Annotated in this window: 9 protein-coding genes and 4 pseudogenes; 7 read left to right on the top strand and 6 right to left on the bottom strand. The window is 46.1% G+C overall.

From position 1 onward, the window contains the following. Position 1: 1 nt before the first annotated feature. The 4 genes and pseudogenes from MIC7113_RS01540 to MIC7113_RS01525 all read right to left on the bottom strand — a co-directional run. A pseudogene (locus tag MIC7113_RS01540) lies at positions 2–871 on the bottom strand (RNA-guided endonuclease InsQ/TnpB family protein); the annotation flags it as partial. Between the two features lie 312 nt (positions 872–1,183). Then, positions 1,184–1,597: pseudogene (locus MIC7113_RS01535) on the bottom strand (Uma2 family endonuclease); the annotation flags it as partial. 119 nt (positions 1,598–1,716) lie between these two features. Beyond that, complete coding sequence (locus tag MIC7113_RS01530; protein ID WP_015180412.1) at positions 1,717–4,326, bottom strand: DEAD/DEAH box helicase; 2,610 nt, start codon at positions 4,324–4,326, stop codon at positions 1,717–1,719. Between the two features lie 150 nt (positions 4,327–4,476). Next, the gene (locus tag MIC7113_RS01525) at positions 4,477–5,034 is read right to left on the bottom strand and encodes a DUF3124 domain-containing protein (RefSeq protein ID WP_015180411.1); all 558 of its coding nucleotides are present in this window, start codon (positions 5,032–5,034) and stop codon (positions 4,477–4,479) included. A gap of 127 nt (positions 5,035–5,161) precedes the next feature. On the opposite strand from MIC7113_RS01525, the gene MIC7113_RS01520 reads away from it, so the two are divergent. Beyond that, the gene (locus tag MIC7113_RS01520) at positions 5,162–6,775 is read left to right on the top strand and encodes a cation:proton antiporter (protein ID WP_041779848.1); all 1,614 of its coding nucleotides are present in this window, start codon (positions 5,162–5,164) and stop codon (positions 6,773–6,775) included. On the opposite strand, the pseudogene MIC7113_RS01515 reads toward MIC7113_RS01520, so the two are convergent. Both MIC7113_RS01515 and MIC7113_RS32935 read right to left on the bottom strand, forming a co-directional pair. After that, positions 6,732–7,169, bottom strand: a pseudogene (locus MIC7113_RS01515) (TrkA C-terminal domain-containing protein); the annotation flags it as partial. The gene MIC7113_RS01520 and the pseudogene MIC7113_RS01515 overlap by 44 nt on opposite strands. 41 nt (positions 7,170–7,210) lie before the next feature. Next, a complete protein-coding gene (locus tag MIC7113_RS32935) occupies positions 7,211–7,456 on the bottom strand; it encodes an HNH endonuclease (protein ID WP_051055523.1) in 246 nt (81 codons plus the stop codon). Between the two features lie 139 nt (positions 7,457–7,595). On the opposite strand from MIC7113_RS32935, the gene MIC7113_RS01505 reads away from it, so the two are divergent. From MIC7113_RS01505 to MIC7113_RS38880, 6 genes and pseudogenes are all read left to right on the top strand, one after another. After that, positions 7,596–8,081, top strand: coding sequence for a glutathione peroxidase (locus MIC7113_RS01505; RefSeq protein ID WP_015180409.1), 486 nt, complete (start codon positions 7,596–7,598; stop codon positions 8,079–8,081). Positions 8,082–8,102: 21 nt separating this feature from the next. Further along, a complete protein-coding gene (locus tag MIC7113_RS01500) occupies positions 8,103–8,927 on the top strand; it encodes an SDR family oxidoreductase (protein WP_015180408.1) in 825 nt (274 codons plus the stop codon). Between the two features lie 144 nt (positions 8,928–9,071). Continuing rightward, positions 9,072–10,463, top strand: a complete 1,392-nt coding sequence (mgtE, locus tag MIC7113_RS01495; protein ID WP_015180407.1) for a magnesium transporter — start codon at positions 9,072–9,074, stop codon at positions 10,461–10,463. A gap of 77 nt (positions 10,464–10,540) precedes the next feature. After that, the gene (locus tag MIC7113_RS32930; RefSeq protein ID WP_015180406.1) at positions 10,541–12,136 is read left to right on the top strand and encodes a WD40 repeat domain-containing protein; all 1,596 of its coding nucleotides are present in this window, start codon (positions 10,541–10,543) and stop codon (positions 12,134–12,136) included. 319 nt (positions 12,137–12,455) lie between these two features. Further along, positions 12,456–12,929 carry a shikimate kinase gene (locus MIC7113_RS01485; RefSeq protein ID WP_015180405.1) on the top strand — a complete coding sequence of 158 codons (474 nt, stop codon included), beginning with the start codon at positions 12,456–12,458 and terminating at the stop codon, positions 12,927–12,929. Positions 12,930–13,131: 202 nt separating this feature from the next. Beyond that, positions 13,132–13,401: pseudogene (locus MIC7113_RS38880) on the top strand (CatB-related O-acetyltransferase); the annotation flags it as partial. Between the last annotated feature and the right edge of the window lie 74 nt (positions 13,402–13,475).

The raw sequence follows: 13,475 nt of genomic DNA, 5'->3' as shown, positions 1-13,475 counted from the left end.
TTGCACACCTTTGAGTAGGTTTAAGTGTTTGGGTGGGAGACTCTACATAGAAACCTCCAGCCTCAGCTAATTTATACTCAAGCATTTGTCCAATCATTCCAAAGCCAACATCAAGAATGGAACGATTAAGCCCTGATTTTTGAGCTTTCCGTTTACCCTTCTTAGCCTTGGCTGTCATCCCTTTAACATTTAACTTTTCACCAGCAACTAGGCTATTACCGCTAACTATGTTGCTGGTTGTTTTATGTAACCAGTCTTCTCTTTGGCGGGTTACTTTTCGCTGTAATTGCGAAACATAGGAGCGTTCACGCTTCCATCGTCGCGAGGCTTTGATCTTCTTTTTGAAGTTAGGCGAACGCTTTCTGCGTAATTTCTTAGATGCTGCTTTAACTCGACGCTGCCCTTCTTTGATAAAGTCTGGTTTGGCTATTTTCTCGCCAGTCGAAAGAGTAATAGCGTCTTTACAGCCCAAATCGATACCAACAGACTCAGTTTCTGTTTCTCGAACTATTTCTTTGCACTGAACAGTGATGGAAGCAAACCATGCCCCATTGCGGAACATGATGGTGCAAGTAGTAGGAACTCCCCACGTCCTTGCCTGTCCACGCATCTGAATCCTACCCAAATTAGTAATACTTAGATGCCCGTTCTTACCATTTGATTCAGTTTTCCAGCCTGACTTACAAGGATAAGTCCAGCCCGAATAGCGACGATAAGCTTTGAGTTTTGGATATCCTCCTAACCCTTTGAAGAACCTTGAAAATGCAAAATCTACCCGCTTTAAAGTGGCTTGCAGAGCGTGAGAACCCAATGGCTTATACTCTGTCCAAACTTCTTTAAAATCAGGCAGACAATTCTGTTGGTGGCGCACCTCTTAAAATTCTTGAGGAATACATCCAGTCTCACAGTCGAGGGTGATTGGGGAACGCAGTGCCATCCTTCCCCCGCTACCCCTGGTTCAGCGAAGCAACCAGGGGATTGTCGCGAAGTGTTCAGGCAGTTGTGGGAAACTTGTTTCTCCTTCTTCTCAATTAGCGATGATTAATGAGAATCACAGCCCACTCCATCCTCACCCCTATTTGATTTAAGTATTATTGCTTCGCTAAACGGCGAGTTGCTCAGCTAATCCACCGATGAGAGCAGCCACAGCCATTCTTGTGACAGTTGTGGGTGCGGAATGTGGGATGTAATACTCTTCAACTCCATAGCGATCGTAGAACAACAGTTTCTTATCCATTTCTATTTGGGAATTACTCGGTGAACGGATTTCAAACACCACTTGCGGTGCAATTCCTTCCTCTTCCCATTGTTTGTAAGAACCGCGTGAAGCGAAGCTATCCCGAAGGGAATCGCTCTTGGGTCTGCCCAACACCACCATGACATCTGGAGCATTTACGATCGTGTTACGCCCTTCCACTGGATACCAAAACAAGTCCCCTGCAACAAAAACATTGGGGTCATCTGCATACATCCAATCCAAATTCTGCTCAATGACTACAATCCAGCGAAACTGCTTGGTATTATCTGCCATCGGCTGTCCATCACTTTCTGGGTAGATGACCTCTGTTTGGTTGGGCGAATCCAGTTGAGAAACCATAACTCAGTAGTTCATCAGAACTATCAGCTCAATTTCTAAAACCTAGCATAGGATTAGGCGATCGCTTTGGTCAGTCTACAGAAAAGCTTGAGGAAGCAGCCGTGTTAAGTTTAGGCAATCTACCGTCGCCGCCATTGCAACTGTTCGGAAAGCCGCAACAGAAACTGACGAGCCAACTTCAAAGCCTCTTGATACTGCTGTTCCGAACTATGTTCTGACCAACTTCTCCCCGTCTTCTCCTTAATAAACCCAAAAACTGCCGAATGAATCAACGCCGAATTACTCTTAAAATCCGGCTCATGTCCCTTAGCTTTCACTCGCTCCATTTCCTCAACCAACAACTTGGTTGGACGTTCAACTAACGAACAACCATTTGTCCCATCTGGAATCAAATTCTTCCCTTTAAACAAATCATTGATGAAACTCCGAACCTGCGCTCCATAAATAGCTTGAGTTTCTATCTTCGCCTTATCCGGACGAGCAACAGCCTCCGGGTGAGGCACCTCTACCACTTCCGAAGCTAACTCCGTCTCTAATCCTTTCAGAAACAGCTCATAAGCCGCTTGGGGCATCGTATCCTTGAGCCGTACACCCCCAACAACAATTTCACCCTGATCATCCAAATCGAACCCGCGTTTTTGCAGTACCACTCGCCGCGAATAGTCTCGGTAAGAAATTAGCTCCTCACCCACCAAAACCTGCCAATCTAACCCAATGTGGGAGAGAAAATGAGCCGTTCTTTCCTCTCTAGGTTCCCTGGATTTACTAACATCCACCCCCACCCCCTTGGGAAAATCACTCCAAGCGGGAGTAATTTGCACCGTGCCATCATCCAGAACCGCTTCCACCTGAATTTCGTAGGTTCTGATGCTTCTAATTTGGGTCAATTTTTCACTAATGGCATTCACTTCTTGCTGCCAAGGTGTTGACCTCTCCCCCAACCCCTCTCCTTGCAGGAGAGGGGAGTCTGGCTCTAGCATTTCTTTTTGCTCCCCCCTTCCCTGGTAGGGAAGGGGGGTTGGGGGGGTTAGGTCTTCCTCATCCACACAGTAACTTCCCCCCGACTCCGACACAACGGGACTCTTCCCCTTCACCTCTTCCAACAAACTTCCCGTAGAACGAAGTTCTTTAACTAAGGAAAACTTCGATGAAACCTCTTCCCTCACCACCACTGGTACACGCACCTGCAACATATCCCCCGGTTTAACAGTTGAAGTGTCACTTAAATGGAGAAGGGTTTCACCCGCTTCATACTCCGTTGTTAGCAGAGGACGCACCCGTTCCCGCACCACTTCTTCTCGAATCACATCCGAAGTTACTCCTAACTGAAACTTCTCAAATAACTCCCTCAGCCCTAATGCCGAATGAGTGACAACAACGCCCCAATTGGGATGCGTTAACTGGGGAAAATATCCCGGTGGTTCTCCCGGTACTCGCCGCAACGCCCTCCCCCATTCCTGTTCCGCAGGGGACATGCTTTTGAGAATACATAAACAGCAGGAAACTGAAATCCATTGATGGTCGAACCCTACCCCCACTAAACCGCAATGCACAATCACCCAATAGTCACCGCTATAAAAACGGGACAAAATTGAACTCGGACGGCCGGCTAAATCGTAAGATTCATGTTCAGAATGAATCACGCCAACTCTTCCCTGTAAAATGGGAAAGTTCTCTTCTAATAACTTGGCAACTCGATGGGTATGGGGAATATTCAACGCCCGCACCAGCATGGCATGAGGTTGTCCCGTGTGTTCGCGCTTCCTGACTAAAATCTCTACTGCCATTTCTAACACTGGCATTGAGAAAGAATCAGCGAACAAAATCTGACGAAACCACTGCTTATCTGTCTCGGCTTTATTTAAAAATTCCTCAAAGTTATATTCAATTTCTTCTCCATTCTCCTCAATCAGAAAGGCCGTCGAAGTCGCTTCCTTATACATCAACTTTTTAATCGGCGGCGGATTGAGCTTCCAAGCATCTTGAAGGGTAAACTCGTAATCGGCAACAGGAGCATATTTGAGGACACTGCGCCCCAACGCATCTTCATCTTCCACCTGGGTATAGCGAACGTGAGGAAGGGGTTGAGAGTCAGAACGGAATTTTGACCCAGTAAAATAAGTGAGCAGCGACTGCTCAAAATAATTACTAATCGTGCGATAACTCATCGCTGCCGAGAAATGCGCTTCATCCGTAATGATCACTCCAATTGAACCGGGTTCAATATCTCCTCGACTGACGAGATTGACCAAAAATTGCCGATTACTTACTAGCATATTTGCATCATTTAAGCAATAGGCATAACTATTGAAATCGCTCGCATCTAACTCGACAATCTTGGGCGGTGGCACTCCTGGCGGTAAAATCTTGAGGCGATATAGCAGCCATTCATCGTAGCGAGGACGGTGCTTATAATCTGTCGGAAAATCCTTTAAAAATCGGGCACGTAGCGTACAATTATCTGACAAAAATAATGCCGTTCTCCCTTTCATCCAAGGCGCAAGGATAAAAGGCGTAACGGCTTGAATCAGGGTTTTTCCCGTACCCACTCCCGCCAAAATCAGCGCCGCCTCTCGCGGTGATGCATCCATCTCCCCTCGACAAGCTTTCTGATAGATGGCTAACAATGCCTCTTGCTGATGGGGATAGAGTCCTGTCTGCCCTTGGAGGAGGCGGTTCAGGACAAGCGAATGATACTGGAGGAAGTAGTTGTCAGAATCTGGCATCATCGATAGCTTGACAGTGTTAAATTAGAACAAATGTTCTGTTTTAGCTCAATTCGCGTGGGTTGACCCTGCCTCTACGCGATCGCATCTGACCTTAATTCAAGATTTTACTCCTAAATATTAGAACAAATGTATTAACCCAAGCTCCTAAAATCACTTCTGCACACCGTGCTGCTTGAGAACTTTAGCGGGACTGATAAACGAAATCCCCTGATTAGACGATGTGCTAATCATCACGGCTTCAATCACAGGCTCATAAACCGTTTTTAAAGCAACCCACTCCACAATGAAGTTTGCACCCGCTCCTCCACTGGTATCATTTGCGGCAATAAAGAAATCTGTGGAAGCAAGTGGCTTGAGTTCTACTGGACTCTTAATATCCTGCCTAATCAATTTCCCATCGGTATCGTAGTAACGCACGGACGTGATGATAATCGAATTTGTCAAATCCGTATTTCGGATACTAAGCGTGGCTGACAAATTCATGGCCTGATTCTGGCTATTGTGGTGATAAATCTGCGAGTAAACAGGGACGTATACAGTTTGTCCCATCACAACTTTTGTCTGATCTAACGTGACTGCTCTGAGTGAGGTTTCACGCTTTGTATCAGGTTGTTGCCTTGGTGAGGTAGTTTGAGCTGAACAGGAGGCAAGGGCGATCGCACAAATCGCCCAACCAACCAAGAGAGACTGTTTCAGCTTTATCGGCATTTATCTGAACAAAGCACACACATTGTGGTTACAGCTTCAGTAGAGGGAACCGACTCCTGTAAACTCAAACGGTAGCTAATCTCTCAATTTCTTTCAGGAAAGCGAGTTTATGGGAGGAGTATCGGTTATGCAGTGGATTGTAGCGCAGCAAACTCCCTTGGGCAGCAATCCTGTTACAGATAGCCAAACAGCAGGAAGCATTCCTGAGCTGGTCATTATCCTAATTATTTTGCTGATGATTGCAACAGCAGTTGCGCTTATCACTCAGCGGTTGCGAATTCCCTATGTTACGGGTTTAGTGCTGGCAGGTTTACCCATTACAGAGCTTTTGTCGCGTCGAATTGGGTTAGACCCGTCTTTAGTCTTAAATCTTTTCCTACCCATTCTGATTTTTGAAGCCGCAATTAATACAGATATTAGCCGCCTCCGTAGCACCTTTAAGGCGATCGCACTTTTAGCGGGTCCAGGCTCTATTTTTTCCTCGGCAATTATCGCGGTTCTAGTTAAATTTGGCCTAGGGCTACCCTGGATTCCCGCATTGCTGATTGGAGTCATACTGGCAAATACCGATACCGTCTCGATGATCGCGGTCTTTAAGGAAATCCGTGTCCCTTCCCGATTGACCACCATTGTAGAAGGAGAAACCCTATTCAATGATGCGGCGGCTCTAGTCTCATTCAATTTGATTCTAGTCATTTATGCCACAGGTTCTCTCAGCGTTGTGGAAGGAGTGAAGGAACTGCTCGTAGTCGCCTTGGGTGGAGGACTTGTGGGAGGAATTTTAGGTTACTTAAGCCTGCCAATATTTGCTCGATTAAATGACCCCTTGAGTAGTCTATTACTAACTGTTGCCCTAGCATTAGGAACATTCCAAATCGGGCAATTTCTAGGAGTATCCGGTGCAGTTGCTGTGGTCATCGCCGGACTGATTTTTGGCAATCTTGGGCTTTCTCGCAGTCTGTCTGCCTCGGATCGAATTAACTTGTTGAGCTTTTGGGAATATGCGGGTTTTGGGGTTAATACGTTTATTTTCCTGCTCATCGGCATTGAGATTAACCCAGTGACACTGTGGAGAATTTTGCCATCTATTCTGTTGGTCATTTTGGCGTATCAACTGGGACGGATTCTCTCGGTCTATCTGTTGTTAGCAGGGCTGCGGTGGTTCGATCGTCCGATTCCCCTTCGCTGGCAGCATGTTCTGTTTCTAGGAAACATTAAAGGCTCGCTCTCGATGGCACTGGCGCTGAGTATTCCGCTCACATTGCCAGGACGGGACAATATCATTGCGCTGGTTTTTGGGGCTGTTTTATTCTCGCTGGTTGGACAGGGATTAAGCTTACCTTGGCTGGTCAAACGGTTGCAGATTAGTCGTGTTTCTGATGAGATGCAGGAAGCAGGACAGTTGCAGATTCAGTTGATTGCCTCCAAAGCGGCTCAAGATGAGCTAGATAGTTTGCTCAAATCCGGCGTGTTGCCGAAGGCCGTTTATGAGGAATTGTGGGCATCCTACCAGGCACGAGTAGCCGAATCTGAGCGGGTGTTGCGCGATTTCTACAATCAACATCGGGCAGGTCAATTGAAAAGCGATAGTAGTGGGCTAGATGCGATTCGACGGCGATTGCTCTTAGCGGAAAAGGGGGCAGTTAGCAATGCCCTCCGCAAACGAATTGTTCCAGAAGATTTGGTTCAACCCTTCATCAAAGATTTGGATGAGAAACTTCTACGGTTGGAAGATGACTAGCCTGAATGCCGAGATAATCAATCATGGCGTGGACTAGCTCAGGGCGGGTGACGACCAGAATGGTAGAGCCAGCTTCAAGGACGGTATTGCCGTTGGGAATCTCCAAATTAGCGCAGGAATGACACTGGTAGCCAATGATTAGGGAACTGGTTGGGAATCGAGGGTCTTGAGCAATTTGGGCAACGGTTCGACCGGCTACATAGCAATCGCCTGGAACGGGCAACTTCAAAACCTCAACTTGCCCTTGTTCAAAGTGCATCATCGACTCGACTTCGGGGTATTCGATCGCATTTGCCATTGTTGCGATTGCCAAATCAACCGTGCTGATAATGTGGCTAGCTTGAGCCAGTCGGTAGGCTTCGAGAAATTCGCGATCGCGCATCCGCACGACAATTCACGAGCAGTTCACGAGCATTGTCCTCAAACAGTCGCACCTCAGTCAATCAATTGGTCGGATTTGCGTCTGTTGCAGTTGGCACATAGCGCCAAGGCGTTCCAAACTTCAGTCGCGCCCCCTTGGGAAAAGGGGATTTTGTGGTCAGCCTCAAAATTTTCTGCCGTTAAAGGTGTGCCACATAGTTGGCATTGGTAACCGGCACGCCGCAAAATCAGAAGTTTTTGAGTCTTTGTGAAACACCGTCGCTGCAACTCAACCGCTCCTTTGGAAAGCTTAAGCATCATTCTAAGAGGATTCCAGACTCGAATCACAAACCCCAAAGGGACGAATTAAGGGTAAGATTAATAACTTCAAGGGTAAGCCCACCCCTGTCTGGAATACCCGATTAGCAATCATTCACACTCTCTCAGGAATCCGATCAAGATGAGCAGCACAGTGTCTGACATTGTCGTTAAGACGATGGACGCAAAGGAAAAGCCACTATCAGAATATGCAGGAAAGGTTCTCTTAATCGTCAATGTTGCTTCCTACTGTGGCTACACGTCCCAGTATGCGGGATTAGAAAAGTTAAATCAAAAGTATCAAGACGCGGGGTTACGCATTTTGGGGTTTCCCTGCAATGATTTTGGAGCGCAGGAACCCGGAAGTAATGCGGAAATTGCCCAATTTTGTTCCACTTCCTACGGCGTCAGCTTTGAATTAATGGATAAAGTTCATGCCAAGGGTTCTGAGCAACACCCCCTTTATACTCGACTTACCCAAGCCGCACAGCCATCTGGGGACGTGGCTTGGAACTTCGAGAAATTCTTGGTGAGTAAGCAAGGTGAAATCGTCGCTCGTTTTAAGAGCAGTGTGACGCCAGAGTCTCCAGAATTGATTGCTGCGATTGAAACAGAGTTAGCCAAATAACACGAGAGGTCAAGCTTCGCCATGAAGGTTGCTATCATTGGCTGTGGTTATGTGGGAAAAGCGATCGCAGATTACTGGCGTCATGAGTTAGGCTTTTTTGTCACCGCCACAACGACCCAGCCGGAAAATGTGAGTACTCTCGAAGACTATGCTCAGCGCGTTGTCGTCGTGAAAGGGAATGACCCAGTCGGATTACAATCGGTACTGCAAGACCAAGAAATTGTACTGTTGAGTGTTGGGGCTAAAAATGCTGAGGTGTACGAAGAAACATATCTGCACACCGCTCAAACTTTAGTCTCCGTCCTCAATCAATCGCCGACAGTACGACAACTAATCTATACCGGAAGTTACGCGGTTTACGGGGATAGAGACGGGGCGTGGGTGGATGAATCCTCAGCCGTTGCACCCGCTAACGCGAATGGGCAAACTCTCGCTCAAACCGAGCAAGTTTTACTCTCGGCATCTAATGATAACCTGAAGGTTTGTATCCTGCGACTAGGAGGAATTTATGGCCCTGGGCGGGAACTGGAGAAAATATTTAGGCGAGTTGCGGGTACAACCCGTCCTGGGAATGGTTATGACGCCACCAATTGGGTGCATTTAGATGATATTGTGGGTGCGATCGAATTAGCTCGGTCTAATCGACTACAGGGTATTTATAATCTCGTGGATGATGCCCATCTCACTACTCGTGAACTCCTGGATAGGGTGTGCGAACGGCACCATTTACCTCAAGTAATTTGGGATTGTTCATTGAAGAGTGTTCGACCCTATAATGCCAGGGTTAAGAATCAGAAGATTAAAGATGCTGGCTATCAGTTAAATCATCCGCAAATTAGTGTGTAATTGTTAGGAATTGGGTAATTGGTAATTGGTAATTGGTAATTGGTAATTGGTAATTGGTAATGGGAGAGCAATGATTCTTTAAATGAAGGACACAAGAAGAGGCATTATTGCCTTGTTCACGTATAACTGAATCGGGGGCTTGTATTGACTGAAAACCAAAATCCCCTCCAGGCAATATCACGCAGTGAACGACGGCAGCAGGTTCGTAGTCAACTGCAAATACTGCTGGAACAAGGAAATCTGCAAGACGCTAAAGCACTACTGGTACCCGTACAACCGGTAGATATTGCCGAAGCGATTGAGGGGTTACCCGAAGCCATGCAGGCGATCGCATTTCGCTTGCTTCCTAAAAACGAAGCGATCGAGGTTTATGAGTATCTGGACTCTAGTGTCCAAGAATCACTGATTGATAAATTCAAACGTCAAGAATTTTGCGACATTGTTGATCAGATGTCGCCCGATGATCGCGCTCGTTTGTTGGATGAATTACCGGCAAAAGTTGTCCGGCTTCTAGTTGAACAACTCAGCCCGGAAGAACGCGCCGCAACTGCCCAATTGCTGGGTTACGAAGCCGATACGGCGGGGCGACTGATGACGCCCGAATATATATCTCTGACAGAGAATTTGACGGTTAGCGAAACCCTAGAACGAATCCGTAGTTTAGCCAATGCCAGCGAGATTATCTATTATCTTTATGTCACCGATGGGGCACGACATCTGAGTGGGATTGTCTCACTACGGGATTTGGTAACGTCCCAGCCTGAGCAAACTTTGGGTGAAATTATGACTCGCGATGTGGTCTATGTTCACACAGATACAGCCCAAGGGGAAGTGGCACGACTAATTCAGCGTTACGACTTTCTTGCCGTACCTGTGGTGGATCGGGAAGAGCGTTTAGTTGGTATTGTCACAGTTGATGATGTGATCGATATTTTAGAGAGAGAAACCACGAAGGATATCTATGCGTTAGGGGGTGGTGTACAGTCGGAGGGTGACAATTATTTCCAAACTAATTTATTTGCCGTTGCTCGAAAGCGGGTGGTTTGGCTATTTGTTTTGCTGCTCACCAATACCGTCACGGGTACTATTATCCGCTCTCAAGAAGATGTCTTGCAGCAAGTGGTAACCTTAGCGGCGTTTATTCCCCTACTAACGGGCACTGGCGGGAATGTAGGTGCTCAATCTTCAACTGTCGTGATTCGGGGTTTAAATACGGATGAAATTCGGGATTTGGGAGTTGTTCAAATTGTGTTTCGAGAAGCACTGGCAGGATTCCTGTTGGGAGCTATTCTGGGGACGGTAGCAACGTTGTGGGCTTACCTACTGCAAGGGAATTTCTTTGTGGCTTTCTCGGTAGGCGTGAGTCTCGTGGCGATCGCAATTCTTGCCTCTGTTGCCGGTTCAGCATTGCCCTTTCTCTTCCGTTCCTTTGGTTTCGATCCAGCCTTAATGTCAGCCCCGTTTATCACCACAGCGGTTGATGTTTTAGGTGTCCTGATTTATTTTTATATTGCCCGCATGGTTTTGGGACTTTAATTACAGATTAATGTAACTCGTCAGATTATCATCTAAACCAGGGGATCTGGCGGAGCGTGAATAGCCAGAATGGCTCAATGTTGAAGCACCGTCTACTGATTGCAGAATTTATATTCCTCCTTGCCTCTGTGATTGGCTGGGTTATCGCCGTAAGGACAGGGCTGCTCATCTATGCAGCCGTTCCTGTTACGATCGCACTGTTACTGAACCTGCTGAATCGTCTCCGCTTAGAGGAGCAAATGAAGCGGCGGCTGACGGTAGCGATCAATCAACTAGAACGGCAACTGAAACAAGAGAATTACACCGTACAAGAACAGCAGCTAGAAAAAGCGATCGCCTCGTTAAAAGCTCAGATTCCAGAGTATCTAGCTCAGATAGAATCCTCGGAACTTGACTCCAGTGCTTTGAAAATTATCCAATTCAAAGGACAATTGACAGGCTTAGAGGAATCTCTCAATAGCATTGTGCAATACCTAAATAGTGCCTCTCTTCCCTCCAGAGTCGAGCGTTTGGAGGAGGTGATTGCCTCAACAACGGCTGAACTTCATTGGCTGGAACGTCAGCTAACGGATACTACACACAGCCGAAGTGATCAGCCTCAAAACCCATTACCAACTCTTCAACCTGAAGGCGTACCAGTTGTTAACGAATCTCAGCATTTTACGTCAGATCCTACTCATTCAATTCCTGTAGAATCGTCAACTCTTGCACCGTTTCAAGACTCTGTTTCTGTTGAAGAATCATCTGATTTCTCCCTACCTCCGCAAACTTGGAGTTTGTTGAACACCTTAACAGGACATTTAGACTGGATTCATGCCCTTGCCATTACTCCAGACGGGCAAACGTTAGTGAGTGGCAGTTTTGACAAAACGATTAAGGTGTGGCATTTACCCACTAGGAAACTCCTCCACACTCTATCGAAACATACTAAGGGAGTGCTTTGTTTAGCAATTAGTGCCGATGGCAAAATCCTAGCTAGCGGTAGTTTTGATGAGAAGATTCATTTATGGCGTCTGGATACGGGGGAGTTGATTGGCACATTGAAAGGTCATACCAGCTCAGTGCGATCGCTAGCCATGAGTGAGAATGGTCAAATGCTGATTAGTGGAAGTTTTGATGAAACCATCAAGCTCTGGCGTTTGGATCGGGGAGAATGTTTGGGTAATCTCAGCCAGTGGACTGGACAGGTATCTGCGATCGCACTGAGTTCCGATGGACAAACCCTTGCCAGTGGAGGGGGTGATGGAATCATTAGCTTACGGTTACTAGATACCACGGATGGAGAAATTAACCCTTCTCCTGCTATTACTCTTACGGGTAATCTGAGCTCCGTTTGCTCTCTCGCCATGACATCAGATGGTGAAATTTTGGCGGCGGGATGCACTGATGGAAATATTAAGTTGTGGAAGCTGGAAACCTTGGAACTTCTGGGTATATTTACAGGTCATGCAGGGCCAGTGATGTCAGTGGTTTTTAGCATAGATACGCCCACTTTAATTAGTGCTAGTGCGGACGGTACTGTGATGATTTGGCATATCAAAACGGGTCAACAGTTAGGTATTCTCCGGGATGATTCAGCCGCTTCAGTAATGGCTGTTGCTATTAGTTCGGATGGTCAATGGATTGCTAGTGGTGGTGCGGATAGCATGATTAAAATCTGGCAACGGGATTAAATTCATGGAGGTTATTCTGTAAGAATTTGTAGTGATGACTAAAGTCCTCTTATGAGGAGTAGTTTAGTACCCACCACCGAATTCTTGTACCATTTCCAAGCTTGCCTCATAACCCATCAAGAGTTTAAACTCTTGCGTCATAGCTCAATTCCACTCAAGTGGACTAAAATTCTTAGCTAGTCGTCTTTAGGTGACTTTAGCTTTAAGCCAGGAGTTTAAACTCCTGGCAGGTTATTGCGTCTGGTACAAGAGCTGAGTACTACAAACAGGATTTTATTATTGTTAATTAACCGAACTTGATATTAGAGGTAATCAGAAAATGAGGAAAATACTATACATACTCATTGGTCCCAAAGGCTCAGGCAAAACCTATATTGGAAGTCGAATCAATAAAAATACAGACATAAAATTCTTAAGAGTAGAGCCAATATGGCTAAAATTAGCGCCGGGTGAGAATGGTTGGGAAACAGTGGAGAAGGAAATCGATCACGAGTTTCAGCAGCATAGCAGAGTAATGATTGAGAGTTTAGGGGCAGGAGAAGGATTCAACCAGATGTACTCGTCATTAAAAAACAAATACGAAATCAAGTTGGTGAAAATTTATACTGATTTAGAAGAATGTTTGAGAAGAGTGAGGAATAGAGACAATTCTGAACACATCCCCGTATCAGATGATAAAGTCGAAGAATACAATAAAATAGCAGCCAGCATTAACCATAAATGGGATGCGATTATAGATAATAATAGTCTGGCTACTGATGAACATATTCTGAGAGTCATTAACTCTATATAAGCTTAAAATACGGCTAATTGTCTAGTTGAAACCGTAATTTTTGGGTCATAGTTATTTAGTATTAGAAGAAACAAATCATACATTTAAATAGGAGTAAGAAATTTGACGAAACAATTCGGCCCAGATCCAAATCGACCCTATCCAATGGTCGATCAACGGCGAGTCTGTTTTATCAAGCCTTTTATTAAGTCACCAAATATTTCTGCCGACGCGAGGCGATACGATTGTGGGCAATGATGTCTGGATTGGCTACGACGCGCTGATTATGCCGGGAGTGAAAATCGGCGATGGTGCTGTGATTGCCGCGAAGTCCGTCGTAACCAAAGACGTTCCTCCCTACACGATTGTCGGTGGCAATCCAGCGTGTTCAATCAAGCAACGATTTAGCGACGCTGAGGTAGCACAACTGTTGGAGATTCGCTGGTGGGATTGGGAAATTGAGAAAATTACCCGCCATATCGACAAGATGTGAGGAAAGTGATATCCAAGCACTGCACGATGCCGAGTGAAGGATGCATAATCGGCAAGTAGTCACGAATGATTGAG

It is taken from the genome of Allocoleopsis franciscana PCC 7113 (assembly GCF_000317515.1).
In the GTDB taxonomy this organism is placed as follows: Bacteria; Cyanobacteriota; Cyanobacteriia; order Cyanobacteriales; family Coleofasciculaceae; genus Allocoleopsis; species Allocoleopsis franciscana.
This window is presented reverse-complemented; position numbering and strand designations above follow the sequence as displayed.

What these genes read in the sequence shown, in the direction of transcription:
- MIC7113_RS01520 (WP_041779848.1), top strand. Translation starts at nt 5,162, where the DNA reads ATGCAGTGGATTGTAGCGCAGCAAACTCCCTTGGGCAGCAATCCTGTT.
- MIC7113_RS01505 (WP_015180409.1), top strand. Translation starts at nt 7,596, where the DNA reads ATGAGCAGCACAGTGTCTGACATTGTCGTTAAGACGATGGACGCAAAG.
- MIC7113_RS01530 (WP_015180412.1), bottom strand. Translation starts at nt 4,326, where the DNA reads ATGATGCCAGATTCTGACAACTACTTCCTCCAGTATCATTCGCTTGTC.
- MIC7113_RS01485 (WP_015180405.1), top strand. Translation starts at nt 12,456, where the DNA reads ATGAGGAAAATACTATACATACTCATTGGTCCCAAAGGCTCAGGCAAA.
- MIC7113_RS32930 (WP_015180406.1), top strand. Translation starts at nt 10,541, where the DNA reads ATGTTGAAGCACCGTCTACTGATTGCAGAATTTATATTCCTCCTTGCC.
- MIC7113_RS32935 (WP_051055523.1), bottom strand. Translation starts at nt 7,456, where the DNA reads ATGATGCTTAAGCTTTCCAAAGGAGCGGTTGAGTTGCAGCGACGGTGT.
- MIC7113_RS01525 (WP_015180411.1), bottom strand. Translation starts at nt 5,034, where the DNA reads ATGCCGATAAAGCTGAAACAGTCTCTCTTGGTTGGTTGGGCGATTTGT.
- MIC7113_RS01500 (WP_015180408.1), top strand. Translation starts at nt 8,103, where the DNA reads ATGAAGGTTGCTATCATTGGCTGTGGTTATGTGGGAAAAGCGATCGCA.